General features: G+C 62.0%; 5 protein-coding genes. 3 read left to right on the top strand and 2 right to left on the bottom strand.

The genetic code is table 11. The features are described 5' to 3' along the window. Positions 1-2: 2 nt before the first annotated feature. The 3 genes from FHX76_RS12700 (at position 3) to FHX76_RS12690 (ending at position 1,978) form a co-directional block, all read left to right on the top strand. The gene (locus FHX76_RS12700; protein WP_208402671.1) at positions 3-797 is read left to right on the top strand and encodes a tyrosine-protein phosphatase; all 795 of its coding nucleotides are present in this window, start codon (positions 3-5) and stop codon (positions 795-797) included. A 301-nt stretch (positions 798-1,098) separates the two neighbouring features. Further along, positions 1,099-1,467, top strand: a complete 369-nt coding sequence (locus FHX76_RS12695) for a hypothetical protein (RefSeq protein WP_167151165.1) — start codon at positions 1,099-1,101, stop codon at positions 1,465-1,467. A gap of 70 nt (positions 1,468-1,537) precedes the next feature. Further along, positions 1,538-1,978 carry a hypothetical protein gene (locus tag FHX76_RS12690; RefSeq protein ID WP_167151164.1) on the top strand — a complete coding sequence of 147 codons (441 nt, stop codon included), beginning with the start codon at positions 1,538-1,540 and terminating at the stop codon, positions 1,976-1,978. Between the two features lie 287 nt (positions 1,979-2,265). Here FHX76_RS12690 and FHX76_RS12685 read toward each other — a convergent pair whose 3' ends face one another. Together FHX76_RS12685 and FHX76_RS12680 are read right to left on the bottom strand one after the other, a co-directional pair. After that, entirely contained in the window at positions 2,266-2,649 is a 384-nt protein-coding gene (locus FHX76_RS12685) for a hypothetical protein (RefSeq protein WP_167151162.1), read from the bottom strand. Between the two features lie 46 nt (positions 2,650-2,695). Beyond that, positions 2,696-18,544: a beta strand repeat-containing protein gene (locus tag FHX76_RS12680; protein ID WP_167151160.1), complete on the bottom strand. Its 15,849-nt coding sequence runs from the start codon at positions 18,542-18,544 to the stop codon at positions 2,696-2,698. Positions 18,545-18,778: the final 234 nt, after the last annotated feature.

Here is an 18,778-nt window from a genome sequence, read left to right as displayed (position 1 = left end):
GCGTGAACATCCAGCACAACCGACACATCCTAATCCCGAGCGCCCCAAATCTCCGCGACCTCGGCGGACTGCCAACAACAGACGGCCCTGTAAAGCAGGGAGTCATTTACCGCTCGGCGACGCTCTCCTCCCTGTCTGACGCCGATATGGCGCAGTTCAGCGATCTTGGGGTGCAGACCGTCTACGACCTGCGCACCGCGGATGAGGTGGCTGCCTCGCCCGATCACCTGCCGGAGGGCGTCAACAGTGTCGAGCTCGACGTGCTCGCGGATAGTTCGCTCAGCGTCGCGGCGAACCTTGGGGATCTCAAGAACGACCCACAGGCCTTGGCCTCGGCACTCTCTGGGGGCCAAGCCGAGCGGCTGTTTGAGGAGACTTACCGTGATCTGGTTCGCCTCCCCTCGGCCCTCAACAGCTACCGCTGTTTCTACCTTGGGCTGCTCGATGAGAGCCGCGAGGGCGCTGCCCTCTTCCACTGCACAACGGGCAAAGACCGCACGGGCTGGGCGGCGGCATCCCTGCTCGGCCTCCTTGGCGTTGACAAGGAAGACATCTACGCTGACTACCTGCAGACCAACACCGATCTCTTGCCAGCGCTCGAACCGCTGCTGCAGCAGGTAGAGGCTCGCGGCGTTGACCGCGAGGTACTCATGCCGGTGCTTGGCGTTCGCGAGAGCTACCTCGACGCTGCCTTCACCCAGCTGCGGGAGCAGTTTGGCACGCTCGAGGCATACGCAACGGAGGGCCTCGGCCTGAGCCAGGATGATCTGGGCCGGTTGCGACTGCGGTTCCGCTAGGCGCGACTCAACCCACATCCCATTGCGGCCCATTTTTGCCGGTTGGGTCCAGGCTAACGCGTGGGCCCAACCGGGAATGGTGTGCCAAACCCGCGGGAGGCATTGGAACGTTGTGGCGAGAGCCGAGCTACGACGCTGGCCAAGCGTGTCTGTTTAACCTCGCCCAGCATGGGCGGTCGATGCTAGGCGGCCAGCCCCTGCTAGGTTGGCAATTTTCGATAGATCACCGCGCACGTCGTATTGAACGACCGCCACTGATGGCCGTTAGGATCATCAAATGAAGCCAGCACCTACTCCATTGATGAGAAAGACAGGGTACGTCTCGCTCTCCCCCGAAGGAGCGTCCGATCTTTCAGGCCCGGCTGACAACCTCCTCTGGGTGGGCGGCACCGTAACACTCAAACCCGACGTTCTTTGGTTTGCGGCGAACCGGCTCAACCGATTGTTACTGGCCGCATTCACCGGGCTCAAGGGTGGGCCACACCTCGACTTTGGAGTTGGCTTGGATGCTGCATTGGATATCTGGATCCATCCAACCTCAGTCAAAAAGACGGTCGTCATTCGACTGAGCGACGGCCTGACGGTCGGGATACGGTGTCGAGGTGCCCAAGATCTCGCCGATGCAATCGCCGCGCAGCGGCAGCGCCTGTCGTCTCAGAATCGAACGTGACGGCACGTTCGTCGGAAGAACTTCTCTGACAAAACCATCAAAACGCAAAAGATCTTACCTATAAAATTAGATGATGAAAACAGCTCGGCTGATTGCGCTCATCGTAGGGATTGTCGCCATTGTGGTATTTCTTCTTCCTTTTACCATCCAAATCGAATCCGAGGGCAGTGTTTGGTTCGCCTTCTTAGCCGTTCTGCTTGCCTGGTACATCATCGGGCCGCTGCTGCTCATATGCGCTACTCTCGCCGCAGCTATCTCCTCGGCGCTCTACGTACGCGATAACCTACACAACAACAAACGCAGAATCGCTCTAATCTTGCGCTGGCTTGTAGTGTGCGTCATCGAAGCGGTGTTGGTCTATATCTTGTTGACCCGCCCAGGGATCTCAGTCTCACAACCAGGACTCTTGATTGCGCCTCTTTCTGCCGTCATCGTCACGGTCGCCTCGACTCTGGCTCTTGCAATTTATCTCCGGACAACTTCTTCACGTTCAACTGCGGTGAAGCACTAACCGGGCCATATGCCTATCTTCGTATGGAACGACGGTCGAGGTCGGAATGATGCAAATGACCAACGTTCTGAGGGATTCGCTCACCATCTACAGCTGTGGCTAGATCCGGATAGACACCATGACGAGGGCCGACATCGCTCGATCAGATGGGATCACAGGAATGACCACAACAGGAACAAAAGACGCCGCAGGCATGACGCGCAGCGAAGTAGAACAACTCACCCCAGAACTCAGTAACGCTGCGAAGCCAACCACACCGCTTCAGAGTTAGCCGGTGCCGACCAACCCTATTTCACCCGCACCAGGTTATAGATCACCAACCGGTCGTCCCCGTTGGTGCTCAGCACTACGGTGGCGTTAATCTCCCCGTTGCTGAGCGAATACGTCCTCGTGTCGCCTGCCTCGTTCTCGCCGATGATCTCATAGCCGTCGTCGGTGAGCCGCTTGATTGCGGCATCCTGGGCCTCTGCGTCGCTCACCGTGACGGAGAACGACCAGCCGTTGTCTCCCGTCGTGACGGCGTTGGATACCTCGCCCGTTGCGGCCTTAAACCCGCTGGGCATGCCCTCAGGCAAGCCACTATCTGTCGAGGTGCAGCCGGCGAGCGCGCCACCGGCCAGCAGCGAGGCTGCGAGCGCAAGAGCCGCTGGAAGCGTTCGAACGTTTCTCATGGGATTCCCCTTCTGAAGATGTCACGATTGGTTGCGTCTGGTCGGGCTAGCGGGTGTCCTCCCGTCGACGGCGTACGGCGACCAGCACGAAGCCGCCGAGGATCAGCACGAGGCCACCGAGGGTGACCGGCAGGACATCGTCGGCACCCGTCACGGCAACCTCTGGTGCACCGATAACGGTGAAGGATTCCGAAACGCTGCCGCTGAAGTCACCAGTGAGCGTGATCGTGTGGCGACCAAGATCGAAGCCAGCGGGGATGCGGACCTCAAAGGTCACGTCTCCGTTGGCATCCGCAACCTGGGTACCAAGATCGATTGGGTCAGATTGGAGGAGTCCCGAGACAACTTCGCCGGGCTGGAAGTTATGACCGAAGGCACGCTGGGTGGCACCGACTCGGAGGGAGTCTGCTGCAAGCGTCATCCAGATCAGGCCAACGCGCACGGTGATCGGTTCAGACACGTTTCCGTCTGGATCCGTCACCGTGATCGTGATTTCACTGCCTGGCTCCTGCGGTGGGCTGAGCGTCACAACAAACCGGCAATCGTCGCCGGCAACAGCCGTGCCGATAACGTTGCCCGCCGAGTCGTACACCGTAACCGTTGATCCTGGCTCTGCGCAGCCAGTCACCTCGTTGCCATCTGTGGGGTCAACCACTGGCGGCGTCGGGGGTGTGCTGTCGGTAAAGACGATTTCGGCCGAGGCCGTTGACGGCACGCCGTTGATGGTGGCGGATGCCGTGGCCGTCCCGTCCACCGTCGAACGCACCTGGGCCGTGTAGATTCCGTTGCCCTGGTAGGCGCTGGCGGATGCTGAACCCAGCGTTGTTGTCACGGTAACAGGCACCTGTTGGGTGACCGGGTTGCCGTATTGGTCAAAGAGGGAAACCGTCACAACGCTGAAGTCGCTACCGTTGGCGGCAACTGGAGAAGTGGCCGTTACGGTCGTCCGGCTCGGATCAACCGCCGCCGATACAAACAGGGCGTTGCCGTTTCCAGAGAGGTTGAGGCTCTCTGCCCCGAGCGTCACGGTAACGGGCTTGGCACCGGCAATCGTTGACGTGATGATGGCCGCATAGGTACCGGGGGTGCCCGTCTCGGTGAAGGCCGAGATTGTGCCTGCACCCAACGCCGCCGACGTTGCCGCGGCCAGGTCGGTCACCCCGCTGACGGGGTTCCCAAATTCGTCAACGACTGTCACCGTGACCGTGTGCGAACCCGTGCCGACCGTTGCCGCGCCGGGGCTGACCGAGTAGACGGTGCCCGCGTGGTTTGGGTCAACGTTCCCCGGCGAGAATAGCGCGGTGCCGTTCCCGTCGAGCGTCAGGGCTGAACCGCCAAAGGCAACGGTGATGGCCTTCGCCCCTGCAACTGTTGACGTGATCGTCGCCTCATAGGTTCCAGGAGTTCCCGTCTCGGTGAAGGCCGAAATACCTCCGGTGCCCAAGGATGCTGACGAGCTACCGGTGAGTCCAGCGGCCTGACCAGAGACCGGGTTGCCCGACGCGTCGGCGAGCGTCACCGTCACCGTATGCGAACCGGTGCCAACGCGCTCAACCCCGCCGGAGACGGAGTATCGAGTCGCGGCGTCACCCGGGTCAACACCACCAGCCACAAACGTGGCCGTATCGTTCCCGTTGAGCGTTACGGGGCTGCCGCTGAACTCAACGGTCATGGCCTTGCCACCCGCAATCGACGAGGTGACGGTCGCGGTGTAGGTGCCTGGCGTGGCAGACTCGGTCACCGCAGTGACCGTGCCGGTGCCGAGGTCGGCCGCTGTGGCGGCCACAAGCTGGGCGGCCTGTCCGGGAACTGGGTTACCAAACTCATCCGCGAGGGTCACCGTCACCGTGTGTGATCCTCCACTGACCGACACGCTGCCGCCCGAGACGGAATAGCTGGTGCCATCTGCGGTCAAATCGACGGCCGCCGCAATGAAGGAGGCGGTGTCAATACCGGGAGATGAAAGCTCAATGCCGTTGTACTCGACGCTGATGTGCTTCACACCGGCGACGGTTGAAGTGATCGTGGCAACATACTCTCCAGGGGTCGTTGCCGATTCGACAAAGCCGGTGACAACCCCGGTTCCCAGTGGGTCCGTTGTGGATGCGGTAAGCATCGCAGCGAGGCCGGAAACCGGGTTACCGAACTCGTCGGCGAGGTGCACCGTGACCGTGTGCGAGCCTGAACCCACAATTTGGTTTCCGATAGAAACGCCAAAATCAGTGCCAGAGTCACCTGGGTCAACGGTATTGGCGACAAACTCGGCCACATCGTTTCCATCTGCCGCGATCGCGGTTGCCCCGCAGGTCACGGTGATGGTCTTCTCACCAGCAATGGTGGAGTGGATGTCAGCCTCGTAGGTGCCGGGTACCGTCTCTGTGAATCCGTCGATCAGCCCGGCGCCAAGCGGGTCAAGGGTCGAGGCGGTCAGGCAAGCGGCCTGGCCGGGTACGGGGTTGCCCGCAGCATCCGCCAGCAGCACGGTGACGGTGTGCGCTCCGGCACCAACTGGCCGCGTGCCGGTCGAGACGGAGAAGGAGGTTCCAGGGTTGGTTGGGTCAACGCCGCCGGCGGTAAACGTCGCCGTTCCATTGCCGTTGAGGGTGATCGCCGCAAGGTTCACGGTCGCGGTAATCGCTTTGTCTCCCGCAATCGACGAAGTCACGGTGGCGGTGTATGTTCCGGGCGTGCCGGTCTCGGTAAATGCCGAGATTGCGCCCGTACCCAAGTCGGCTGCGGTTGAGGCCGCGATTTCGCTGGCATGGCTTGGTGCGGGATTGCCAAAGGCATCCACCAGCACCACGGTAATGAGGTGCAAACCGCCCTCGACCGACGCATCGCCGCCAGAAACGGAGTATGACGTGCCGTCGGCGTTGGGATCAACAGCCGCCGCGATAAAGACCGCGGAGGTGTTGCCGGATGCCGTCACGGCGTCGCCGCCGAAGCTGACGGTCACTGGCTTGCTTCCCGCAACTGTTGACGTTATTGACGCCGTGTAGGTTCCTGGTGTGGCCGTCTCGATCACTGTCGTAATCGATCCTGCGCCGAGGCTGCCAGAGGTGGCCGCGAGCAGCGCTGTTGCCTGGCCGGAAACCGGATTACCAAGCCCATCCGCGAGAGTAATGGTGACGGTGTGCGAGCCGGCGCCGACAACCTGGTCACCCGTTGAGACGCCGTAGCGAGTACCGGCGTTTCCAAGGTCGACCGCGGCCGCGACAAACGTCGCCGTTCCGTTGCCTCGCAGCGTGAGCGGAGCAGCACCGAAAAGCACCGTGATGGCTTTCTCCCCAGCAACGCTCGACGTGACGGTTGCCTCGTAGGTTCCAGGGACGGTTGCTGACTCGGTAAACGCCGAGACGCTGCCGGTTCCGAGGGGGTCAACGCTGGCGCCAGTGAGTCCAGCCGCCTGGCCTGGGACCGGGTTGCCGTCGGCATCGGCAAGGGTCACCGTTACGGTGTGTGATCCGGTGCCAACGGTCTGGTCTCCGGTGCTCACCACATAGCCGGTGTCATCGTTACCCGGGTCTACGCCGCCGGCGATGAAGCTCGCCACGACGTTGCCGGATGCGGTGACATCGTCACCGCCAAAGGTAACCGTGATCGTTTTCCCACCGGCAACACTTGACGTAACGGATGCCGTGTAGGTGCCTGGGGTTGTGGAAGATTCACTCACTGCTGTGATGGATCCGCTGCCGAGCGAATCGGCGGTTGCGGCCAGCAGGTCGGATGCCTGTCCCGGCACCGGGTTGCCAAAGGCATCCACAAGGGTAATCGTGACAAGGTGGGAGCCTCCGCTGACCGACACATCGCCACCAGAGACGGCGAATCCGCTGCCCCCGTTTCCAAGGTCAACCGCCGCAGGGACAAACGTTGCGCTTCCGTTTCCAGCAAGCGTGATGGTGTCGCCATTCAGCGTTGCCGCGATTGGCTTCGCGCCCGAAACCGTTGAGGTGACGGTGGCCGTGTAGGTGCCTGCAGTAGCCGACTCCACAAAGCCGGTAATGATGCCCGTTCCGAGGTTGGATGCGGTGGCCGCTTCAAGATCAGCCGCCTGCCCGCTCACGGGGTTACCAAAGCTATCGGCAAGCGTCACCGTGACGGTGTGCGAGCCGGTGCCAACCGTCGCGTCTCCGGTCGAGACCGTGTACGAGGTTGCTGGGTTGCTGAGATCAACACCACCAGAAACGAATACCGCGCTGGTGTTTCCGGATGCCGTTACCGCATCGCCGTCGTACGTCACGCTAACTGGCTTGTCGCCGGCCACGCTCGACGTCACGGTTGCGGTGTAAACGCCGTCGGTTCCGGTTGGCGCAAACGCCGAAACCGAACCGGTGCCGAGGCCGGTCGCGCTGCCAACAAGCAGACCTGCCGCCCCGGTCACGCCGTTGCCGAAGCTATCAAGCAGCGTTACGGTCACGGTGTGCGAGCCAGTGCCAACCGTCTCGTTCCCCGTGGAGACGGTGTAGACCGTGCCCCCATTTGCGAGGTCAACTGCGGCGGCGATAAATACTGCCGTGTCATTACCAACGAGCGGCACGTCTGCCGAAGCAAGGTCAACCGTGATGACCTTGCCTCCGGCAACCGTGGAGGTGATCGTTGCCGTGTAGGTGCCAGGGGTACCGGCATCCTCTGCAAAGTTGGTGATGGAGCCAGTGCCAAGGCCGCTGACCGTCGCCGCGTCGAGCTCTGCCGACTGGCCGGGAACGGGGTTGCCAAGGCTATCGGCGAGCGTGACCGTCACCGTGTGGGCTCCCGTGCCAACTGTCTCGTCACCCGTTGACACGGAGTAACCGCTGCCGGGGTTCGAGAGGTCGACGCTGCCGGCGACAAAGGTCGCGACGGTGTTGCCTGTTGCGGTGACGGAGCTTGCGCCAAATTGCACCGTGATCGTCTTGTCTCCGGCAATGCTGGAGGAGACGGTCGCGGTGTAGGTGCCTGGGGTTCCTGCGTCTTCGGTGAAGGGCGAGATATCACCCGTGCCGATTGGGTCCGTTGTGGTCGCGGCAAGACCAATTGCCTGGCCGGGGACGGGGTTGCCGTCGGCATCCGCGAGGGTCACCGTGATTGTGTGCTCGCCAGTGCCAACTGTCTGATCGCCAGTGGATACCGTGTAGCGGGTACCAGCGTTTCCGGGGTCTACCCCTCCTGCGATAAAGCTCGCGATGCTGTTGCCCGCTGCCGAGACAGCCTCGTCACCAAGCGTGACGGTGATCGTCTTGCCGCCAGAAACGCTCGAAGTGATCTCGGCGGTGTAGGTTCCTGGGGTCCCAGCAACCTCGGTGAACGTGGTGATCGAGCCAGAGCCGAGGTCGTCAACCGTCGTGGCCGCGAGACCAGCGGCCTGACCGGAAACGGCGTTACCAAACTCGTCCGCGAGCGTGACGGTGACCTCGTGGACGCCGCCGGAAACCGAGACGTCTCCCGTCGATACCGCGTAGCTCGTTCCGCCGTTCCCCAGGTCAACGCCGCCAGAAATGAAGCTCGCGATGACGTTGCCAGAGGCGCTGATGGTGTTGACCCCGAGAGAGACCGTGATGGTTTTCTCGCCGGCAATCGTCGAGGTAATCGTCGCGGTATAGGTGCCTGGAGTCGTCCCGCTTTCGGTGAAGCCAGAGATACCGCCGGTTCCAAGGCCGTCAACGGTTGCTCCAACAAGACCAGCCGCCTGGCCTGGCACTGGGTTGCCAAGGGTATCCGCAAGCGTCACCGTGACGGTATGTTCGCCGGTGCCAACCGTTTCGTCGCCAGTCGAGACGGCGTATGCGGTAGCCGCGTTGCCGTAGTCAATGGCGCCCGCAACGAAGGATGCGCTGCCGTTCCCGTCAAGGGTCACTGGGCTCGCCCCAAAGAGCACCGTGATGGCTTTGTCACCAGAGACCGTCGAGGTCACGGTGGCCGTGTAAGTGCCAGGAGTTGCCGAGACCTCAGTGAAGCCGGAGATGGAGCCAACCCCGAGGTCATTGACGGTGTCTGCTGTCAGACCCGCGGCCTGGCCGGGGGCTGGGTTGCCTTCGGCATCCGCAAGCGTCACCGTGATGGTGTGTGAACCCGTGCTCACCGTCTCGTCGCCTGTTGAAACTGAGTAACGCGTGCCGGCGTTATCAGGATCAACACCACCGGCGATAAAGGTCGCCACGTTGTTGCCGTTGAGCGCGATCGCCTCGGTCGCGAACGTTGCCGTCACGGTCTTTCCGCCCGTGACGCTCGACGTGATCGTTGCGGTATACGTGCCCGGGCTGCTCGCACTCTCGGTAAAGGCCGAGATGCTTCCCGACCCAATCGAGTCAGCCGTTGCTGCCGCGAGCTCCGCTTCCTGACCTGATACCGGGTTGCCAAATTCGTCGGCAAGAAGAACGGTGATCTGGTGGCTGCCGCCATCAACGGAGGCGTCTCCTGTTGATACCGAGAACGAGGTGTCAGCGTTGTTCAGGTCAACGCCGGCAGCAACAAAGGTTGCCGTGGTGTTACCGTCTGCGGTCACCGCGGAGCCGGCCGTTGTCACGGTCACGGCTTTGTCGCCCGCAATCGTGGAGGTGATCGTCGCCGTGTAGGTACCTGGGGTCCCAGAGACCTCGGTGAATGCTGAGATGTCACCCGCGCCAAGATCAGCGGCGGTGACGGCCAGCAGACCAGTCGCTTGGCCAGGAACCGGGTTGCCGGCTGCATCCGCAAGGGTCACCGTAATTGTGTGCTCGCCCGTACCAACCGTTTCGTCGCCGGAAGATACCGAGTAGCGCGTGCCAGCGTTGCCTGGGTCAACACCGCCTGCAATAAACGTGGCGACCACGTTGCCGTCTGCCGTCACGGCATCGGTGCCGAGGGTCACGGTGATTGTTTTCCCACCGGCAATACTCGACGTAATGGTCGCCGTGTAGGTGCCAGCTGTACCGGTTTCCACAAACGCACCGACCGAGCCTGAGCCAAGGTCGTCGCTCGTGGATGCCGTGAGATCAGCTTCCAGCCCAGATACCGCATTGCCAAACGCGTCGGTGAGGGTCACGGTGACGGTGTGTTCGCCGTCCTCAACGGAGGCATCCCCACCCGAGACCGAGAATCCGCTTCCAGAGGCACCAAGGTCTACTTCGCCGGGGGCGAAGAGGGCAGTGCCGTTGCCAGCAAGCTCGACGGAGGCGGCACCGACCGTAACGGTGATGGGCTTTGGACCCGAAACGCTGGAGGTGACCGTCGCCGTGTATGTTCCTGGCGTAGCCGTCTCCGTGAAGCCGGTGATAACGCCCGTGCCGAGGTCGGCTACCGAGCTGCCGGTCAGGGTCGCGGCTTGGCCGGGAACCGGGTTGCCAAACGCGTCAGCCAGCAGCACCGTTACGGTGTGCGAGCCGGTGCCAACCGTTTCGCTTCCCGCCGAGACGGAATAGCTGGTGCCGGCGTTGCCTGGGTCAACCGCGGCAGCGATAAATACTGCGGTGTCGTTCCCGTCGAGGGTGATGTCGGAGCCACCAAAGGTGACCGTGATGACCTTCGCACCCGAAACCGTTGACGTGATGGTCGCCGTATACGTTCCCGGCGTTGTTGGGCTCTCTACAAAGCCCTGGATGGAGCCGGTGCCAAGATCGTCAAGGGTGCTCGCGACGAGGCCAACGGCCTGCCCTGGCACAGGGTTCCCCTCAACATCCGCGAGGGTCACCGTCACGGTGTGCGATCCGGTGTTGACGATCTCGTCACCCGCCGAAACCGAGTAGCGCGTACCGTCATTATCCGGGTCAACGCCACCAGCGATAAAGGTGGCAACGTCGTTGCCGTCGAGGGTGATTGCCTCGGTCGCAAAGGTCGCCGTCAGCGTCTTGCCACCGGCAAGGCTCGAGGTAACCGTTGCAGTGTAGGTTCCTGGGGCACCCTCGGTGAACGAGGTAATTGACCCGGAGCCAAGATCGTCGACCGTGTCTGCGGAGAGGCTCGCGGCCTGGCCGGGAACCGGGTTGCCAAGCGCATCCGCGAGATGCACGGTGACGATGTGTGACCCACCCTCAATGGAGGCGTCACCCGTCGAAACGGAGTAGTTCGAACCATCGTTTGTCAGGTCAACGCCACCTGCCACGAAGACCGCGACGCCATTGCCAGAGAGTGTGACCGGGTCGCCGCTCAATGTGGCCGTGATGGTCTTGGACCCCGACACGCTTGAGGTCACGGTAGCCGTATACGTACCGGGTGTTGTGCCCGACTCGGTGAAGGATGAGACGCTGCCAGTACCGAGGCTGTCGACCGTCTCGGCGAGAAGATCGCCTGCCTGTCCGGGAACGGGGTTCCCAAACTCATCCGCGAGCGTCACGGTCACCGTGTGCGAGCCGGTGCCGACGGTCTCGTTACCGGTCGACACGGAGTACGCGCTGCCGTCGTTCGTGAGATCAACGGCGGCCGAGGTAAAGATAGCTGTCCCGTTGCCATCCAGCGTGACGGGCTCGGCACCAACCGTTACGGTGATTGCTTTGCTTCCCGAGATCGTCGAGGTCACGGATGCCGTGTAGGTACCAGGCGTTGAACCAGACTCGGTAAAGACGGAGAAGTCTCCGGCTCCGAGCGGGTCAGTGGTTGCGGCGGTCAGGGTTCCTGCCTGGCCGGAAACCGCGTTGCCCTCGGCATCCGCGAGGGTCACCGTCACAACGTGGCTACCGGTGCTCACTGGCTGGTCGCCGGCCGACACGGAATACGCCGTCCCCGCGTTGCCAGTGTCAACGGCACCAGCAACAAACGTGGCGCTATCGTTGCCGCTCAGCGTGATGTCATCGCCAGAGAACGTCGCCGTGAGCGCCTTTGTGCCGGCGATGCTTGAGGTGACGGATGCCGTGTACGTGCCGGGTGTGGTTCCAGACTCAGTGAAACCTGAGACCGTTCCCGAACCGAGGTCGTCGGTTGTTGTTGCCGAGAGTTCGCTCGCTTGCCCGGGAACGGGGTTACCGAACTCGTCGGCGAGTGTCACCGTCACCGTGTGCGATCCCGATACGACGGTCTCGTCTCCGGTTGAGACCGAGTACGAGCTCTGTGCATTGCCGAGGTCAACGGCTGCTGCGGCAAAGGTTGCCGTCCCGTTCCCTTGCAGCGTCACGGCCTCGTCATTGGTTGTCACCGTGATGGCTTTGCCTCCAGCGAGCGTCGATGTGACGGTGGCGGTATAGGTGCCAGGCACGGTCTCCGACTCGGTGAACGCCGAGATGGCGCCAGCACCAAGATCATCGGATGTTGCGGCCACAATCGCAAACGCAAGGTTCGAGACGGGGTTGCCATTTACATCCGCAAGCGTCACCGTCACGGTGTGCTCACCGGTGCCAACCGTTTGGTTTCCGGTCGAGACGGAGTAGTTTGTGGCGTCGTTTGTGAAGTCGACGTCACCGGCGACAAACGTCGCGATCTCGTTGCCGAGCGCAACAAGGTCGGTGCCAACATAGGTGGCCGCGATGGTCTTAGGGCCCGCGATCGATGACGTAATTGTTGCCGCGTATTGGCCTGGTGTGCTCGTTTCTACGAACCCGGTGATGAGGCCTGTGCCAAGGTCTCCGGATGACGTGGCCGCGAGCGAAGCTGCCTGCCCCGAAATGGGGTTCCCGAGGGTATCCGACAGGGTCACCGTCACGGTGTGGGTTCCCCCGATGACGGATGCCTCGCCTGCGCTCACCGCAAACCCGGTGAACGGGCTCGCTGGGTCAACTGCGCCCGCGGCAAAATTGGCCACATTATTGGCAACAGTGGTCAGGCCAGAGCCGCCAAACGTTGCGGTGATGGTCTTGCCACCGGCAACACTCGACGTCACGAGGGCGATATAGGTTCCGGGAGTGCCGGTCTCCGTAAATGCGCTAATTGCTCCGGTACCTAGGTTGCCGGTGGTGTTGGCGGCAATCCCTGCGGCCTGTCCAGAAACCGCGTTTCCGTCAGCATCTGCGAGGGTCACGGTGACGGTGTGGGTTCCTGTGCCAACGGGCTGGCTGCCCTCGGTGACGGAAAAGCGAGTGCCGGCGTTACCTGGATCTACGCCGCCGGCGATAAACGTTGCCGTTCCGTTGCCCCTCAGCGTGAGGTCATCACCGTCGAGGGTAACGGTAATGGGCTTTGCCCCGGCATTGCTTGAGGTGATTGTGGCGGTGTATGTTCCCGCGACGCCGCCCTCGGTAAAGCCCGAGATGACGCCGGTGCCAAGGTTGGCCGACGAGGCACCCGTAAGCAGGGAGGCCTGTCCAGAAACAGGGTTGCCAAACGCATCGGCGAGGGAGACCGTCACGGAGTGAGACCCGCCTGCAACCGAGACCTGTCCGCCGGATACGACGTAGCCGGTGAGGGTGTTCGCGGGATCAACTGCACCGGCGACAAAGGCCGCCGTGCCGTTGCCCTCAAGCGTGAGTGACACTGCGCCAAAGGTGACGGTGATTGGCTTGCCGCCTGAGACCGACGAACTGATGGTTGCGGTGTAGGTACCTGGCGTGGTTCCCGACTCGGTGAACGTCGAGATAGTACCGGTGCCGATACCCGCGGATGTTGCGCCGGTGAGGCCGGCAGCTTGGCCGCCAACCGGGTTGCCGTCGGCGTCGGCCAGTGTCACCGAAATGGTGTGTGATCCGGTGCCAACGGTCTGGTTGCCTGATGAAACCGAGTAGCGAGTGTTCTCGTTACCTGGCGCAACGCCGCCCGAGATAAAGCTTGCGATGTTGTTACCTGCAAGGGTCACATCCGCCCCGCCAAGCGTCACGGTTATGGTTTTGTCCCCGGAGACCGACGAGGTAATCGTGGCGGTGTATGTGCCGGGAACCGTCTCGACGATGTTTGTGATGGCGCCGGAGCCGAGGCTATCAACCGTTGCGGCGACAAGATTCACAGCCTGGCCCGAGACCGGGTTGCCAAACGCATCCGCAAGGGTCACCGTCACGGAGTGTGAGCCGCCAGACACCGAAACGCTGCCGCCAGAGACCGAGAAGTGGCTATTGGGATTTCCAAGGTCTACGCCGCCCGCAGCGAAGAGCGCGGTGTCATTGCCCGTCGCGGTGATGGCATCGCCGTCAAGGGTGACGGAGATGACCTTGGCTCCCGCAGTTGTTGAGGTGATGACCGCTGAATACGTTCCGGGAGTGCCGGTCTCAACCACAGCGGCGATTGAGACGCCGTCCGGAGTGTTGGTTGTCGCGGCCAGGTCTCCGGCGCGGCCGGGAACCGGGTTGCCAAACGCATCCTTCAGCTGAATCACCACAGAGTGGCTACCAACGCCGGCGGTCTGGCTGCCCGTCGAAACTTCAAACCCGCTCAGGGCCGGCGAAACCGGCGCGGGAACAAAGGTGGCGGTGTCGTTGCCGTCGAGAAGGACGGTGAGCCGCTCGGCGCCAAAGACCGTCGTCACGACCTTGTCGCCAGTAACGGTTGAGGTGATCGTCGCGGTGTACGTGCCGGGTGTAGAGGTCTCGGTAAACGCCGAGATGGACCCGGTGCCAAGGTCGTTCAGGGTGGTCGAGAGGATGCCGTCGGCCTGCCCTGGAACCGCGTTACCAAGCGCGTCTGACAGGGTCACCGTGATGACGTGCTCGCCGGTGCTGACGACTTCGTCTCCGCCTGAGACGTAGTATCGGGTCCCGATGTTGTCGACGTCAACACCGCCGGCCTCGAATCTCGCCACGTCGTTGCCAGTCAGGGATACGTCGTCGCCGCTGAGGGTCACCGTGATCGTTTTCTCGCCGGAGACGGAGGAGGTCACCACGGCAAGGTAGGTGCCTGGCTTCGCTGATTCGACAAACGCGGTGATCGCGCCGGTGCCAAGGTCGTCTCCTGTTACGGCCAGCAGATCGGCCGCACGGCCGGTGACGGGGTTGCCAAAGCGGTCAGCGAGCGTGACGGTTACACCGTGTTCGCCGTCTTCAACCGATACTTCTCCGCCCGAGACCGTGTATCCCGACGATGAGTTGCCAAGGTCAACCTCATCGGCGATAAACGTTGCCGTTCCGTTGCCAGCGAGCGTGATCGCGCTGACTCCAAAGCGGGCGGTAATGACTTTGCCGCCGGCAAGAGTTGACGTGACCGTCGCGGTGTAGGTGCCCGGTGTTCCCGTTTCGACAAAGCCGGTGATCACTCCGGCGCCAAGGGCGCCTGCGGATGTCGCGCTGAGTGTTGCCGCCTGGCCCGCGACGGGGTTGCCGTTCGCATCCGCGAGGGTCACCGTGACGGTGTGCTGGCCCGTGCCAACAAGTTCATTGCCTGACGAGACGCTGAAGCGGCTGCCGGGGTTGCCAAGATCAACGGCGCCCGCCGCGAAGTTGGCGGTAACCGTGCCTATGGTCAGGGTGCCGTCAAATGCGGCCGTGACCTGCTGGGCGCCGGCTTCGGTTGACCGAACGAGGGCGAGGTAGGTGCCTGGGGTGCCGGTTTCGGCAAATGCCGTCACCGTCACGGCGCCGTTGGTGTTGTCAGCGACGCTTGAGCTGAGCCGCGCGGCCGCTCCGGTGACGGGGTTGTGGTTGGCATCGGCCAGCACAACGGTCACCTGGTGGAATGCGCTGCCGTCAGCAAGCCTGTCGTTGCTGTCGTCGATCGCGACAGACGAGAACCCGTCACCGATGACGGGGGTGCCGGCGATAAAGACCGCATTTGGGTTCCCAGCGGCGAGCAGACTAATCGCGTGGCTCGCATCATCATCGTCAAGCAGGGAAACCGTGATGCCTTTTGCTCCGGCCTGCGTTGAGGTCACGGTCGCCGTGTACTCGCCAGGCGTGGCGGTGGCAGCGAATCCGCTTACCGACACACCCGTTGCCGGGGCAGCGACGGCAGCGAGGCGGTCGGCCCATCCTGCGGCAGGATGTCCAGCTCCATCGATCAGCCTGACCGTGATGGTGTGCGTTGCCGAACCGTCTGCAACGGCGTTTCCGGTCGAGACGGTGTAGTTCGTGTCAGGGGATGCCACGTCAATTGGTACGCGGGTGAACGTCACGCTCTGCGGCGAGCCGGTAATGCTCTCGGTCCCGTTGACGCTCGCGGTCACCGGATAGGTACCAGGAGTTGTGCTCGAAAGGGCAAGGAGCGCTGTCCCTGTCGCCCCGGTCAAGATCGTTGCCGTGCCGGGCCCAACAACGTCATCGCCCGTTCCGATTGTCCCGTCTGGACCTGGCCAGGTGGTGTTTGCGGGCACGCTGAACGTTACAGACGCATTGTTTACCAGAGCACCGTCGGCGTTCTGCACGGTTGCGGTGAGGGTGTTCACCGCGGCGCCATTGGCCAGCTGGTTATTTTGGCTCACGGCAAGCGTCGATGACGCCGCAACCGGCCGGTCGTTATCCGTGACTGTCACGTCAACCGGGCTGAGGAGCAGGCCGTCAAACTCGGGATCATCAGAGGTGACCTGGAGGTTGAGCGTTGCGCCCCTCGTACCGTCAACGGTGAGGTTGTCGATCGCCTGTACCGGGACATCCACGTAACGGTCAATCGTGTCGAGTGTTGGCTCTGTGGTGCTCAGGTTGTCGTGGGTTGGCAGCGCTTTGACGATACCGGCCGCAGTCTGGGGCGGTGTCGGAATGGGGAGGGTGGCATCGGGTACCAGATCCGACCAGACCTGATTCAGGAAGACCGTTGCGGAGGGGGCCTTTGTCACCCGGTCAAACTCGTCAACTGACAGATTGGATACTCGGAAGGTTGAGGTGTTGGTGCCAGGTTCGGCAACCGTAAGCTCAAGCGGCGTCGGGTCGGTGATCGCAAGGGGCGAGTTGTACAGCACGGAATGGTCAACATCCGGCCCGGCGATTCCGGTTGTCTGCGACGCATCGGTGTAGCCGGCAAAGTTAATTGGGGCTGTTGCGGTATTTGACGGATCAACGCTCACATTTCCCGCGAGGTCACTGATGGCCCCGGTTGGGATGGTTGGAACAATTGTGCCGGTGCCGTTTGCCTTGGTCACCAACGCCCAAGAGGTGTCCGATACCTGCGTCAGCGAAACAACTTGCTGTCCGGGTGCGGTTCCCGAGAAGACAATGTCAGACTCCGTCAGACCGTTGGTGCCGAGGGGCTCTGACGTACGGATGTCGAACGAGACATTGCGGAACGACGTTGGGTCTTCCTGAGTGGAGGACAGGTCGCCAGCCTCATTGAACCAGCCACCCTGCTTGATCCAAGACTGGGGCGCGCACGTGTCTGCCCCTGTCGCCGCGATTGTTCGCGAGTACTGCGAGGTCCGACCGGTGGCAACCTCGGTGGTCTGAAGTCGGACCACGTTACCGGCGCCTGCGCCGGTGTAAGGCAGGCTGAACACCCCTGGGAGCGCTGCCTGCGTGGTGCTGATTCGGCCGAGATACTGTTCAAGGCCAACGTTATCGCCGCCGCTCGCCGTGGTCCGGCCAAGGTAGGCATCCACGTAAATCTCTTGGGTCGGGATGGCGGTTCCGCCCGTTCCTGGTGGCGCGATGGTGAGGTCGATGCGGCACGACTGCGGCGGGGTGTCAACAACCGTGGCAAGCGTCGGATACGTCGTGCGGATCGTTCCGTTGGCCGAGTTGTAGATGTTGTTGTTGGCTGTGAGCGTGTTCTCGTTGGCCGCGGTCACCGTGCCGGAGACCCGCGTCATGGTGTTGCGGAAAATCGGATTTGTGGTTGTCGCTGGAGTTGTCGCCTGGTTCGTCATTTGAACCGCGTTATTGCCTCCGACAAAGTTGTTGTTGAAGGTCTGTACGCCTGCCGTGTTTCCATAGCTACGTACCCAGGAGTAGTCGACCGTGCTCGACCGGTTAATTGTCGAGATAAAGGTGTTGTCTCGAACGGTGGAGGTCGTTGGCCCGATCGCATTAAAGATGATCGGGTTCACGCTCTGGTTCACGGTTGCGGTGAACGTGTTTCCACGAATCATGACGTTGTTCCAGGTGCCGTTGAGGAACTGGATCACGTTACTGTTGCCGCCGTCTGCGCCCCACGCACGCACGGTGTTGTTGGTGATGAGGATGTCCTGGCCAGATACGGCCGAGTTCCAGTTCCGCACAAAGAAGTTGTAGGCAGGGTCGTAGCCGCCGCCGTTCACCGGTTGATCCCAGCTGCTCCGGTCGATTGTGAGCCCGTTGATGACGTACGAACTATTCGAGGCAGGGGCAAGCAGCACGGCATCCCAATAGCTGCGCTGGAAGTGGATGTTCTGGATGAGGGTGTTCTTTGCCCCCTCCACGATCACCACACCACGCTCAATGGCATAGTTAGAGGGGAGAGCAGGCGAGGTTGCTGGGTTCGCAACCGCCCCGTTAATCAGCGAGAAGTTTTCGGCCGTTGCTCCAACATAAATACCGCTCTCTGCGCTTGTGAGCTTCGTGAAGTTACGGAACGTCTGGTCCTTGCCCGTAAAAAGCAGCATGTTGGGGCCGGCATCCGACACAATGCTCCAGCCAAGCCGGTTCTGGAAGTCGAGGGTGACGTTGTCGTGCCTGATCCAGTAGCGCGAGGCAGTGTCAGCGTCAATGGTTCCGCTAATACCTGAGTCCGCGACCATGTTGGTCGACATGTTGGGCACCTGGGGAGCGGGGTTGTTTGTTGTGTTCCAGTTGATCTCAATCTCGGCGCTCGGAGCGAACGTTCCGTTGAGCAGGCGAATCTGTGGGGCGGGCGCAATGAGGATGCTCTCACCGGCCGGCCGCGCATTGGCCTCCTGAATCGCGGCGTACAGCGTACACGTCGCCGTAGCCGGGGTGCCCGCCGTAAAGCGAGTCGCACACACACCATCGCCGGGGTTTGCATCGGCAACGTCCCGCATGTCGTTCACAAAATACGTCTGGCTAAAGCCGTTGTCGAGCGTCTCTGCCTGCGCGGCAGGGGCCTGCGCCACGGCGAGTGAGCCGAGGCCGGATAGCGCCAGAACAGCACTCAGAACAAGGGCAAGCGCTCGCTTACCATTGCGGGGCGTCGCGCCCGACAATTTGGGACGACCAGATTGTGCACGGATCATTGTGCTGTTGCCTTTCAACGATTAAGGCAGCTTGCAACGATTGACCCGATTTAACGTGTCCCCCCGGGAGCTAGCGCCTGCAGTTTCGTCGGTTACATAAACGTGTTCTTGTAGTAGTCCCTCTTACTTTAGAGGATTTGAGAGATTCAACGGTCAAAATGTTGCCGATGTACGCAGACGATACGTGAATGATATTGAGCCAGATCCCCTGAGTGACAGCCCGTTAACCAAAAA

Source organism: Lysinibacter cavernae, assembly GCF_011758565.1.
Taxonomy (GTDB): domain Bacteria; phylum Actinomycetota; class Actinomycetes; order Actinomycetales; family Microbacteriaceae; genus Lysinibacter; species Lysinibacter cavernae.
Note: the sequence above shows the minus strand (reverse complement) of the source record. Positions and strands in the feature narration are given on the sequence as shown.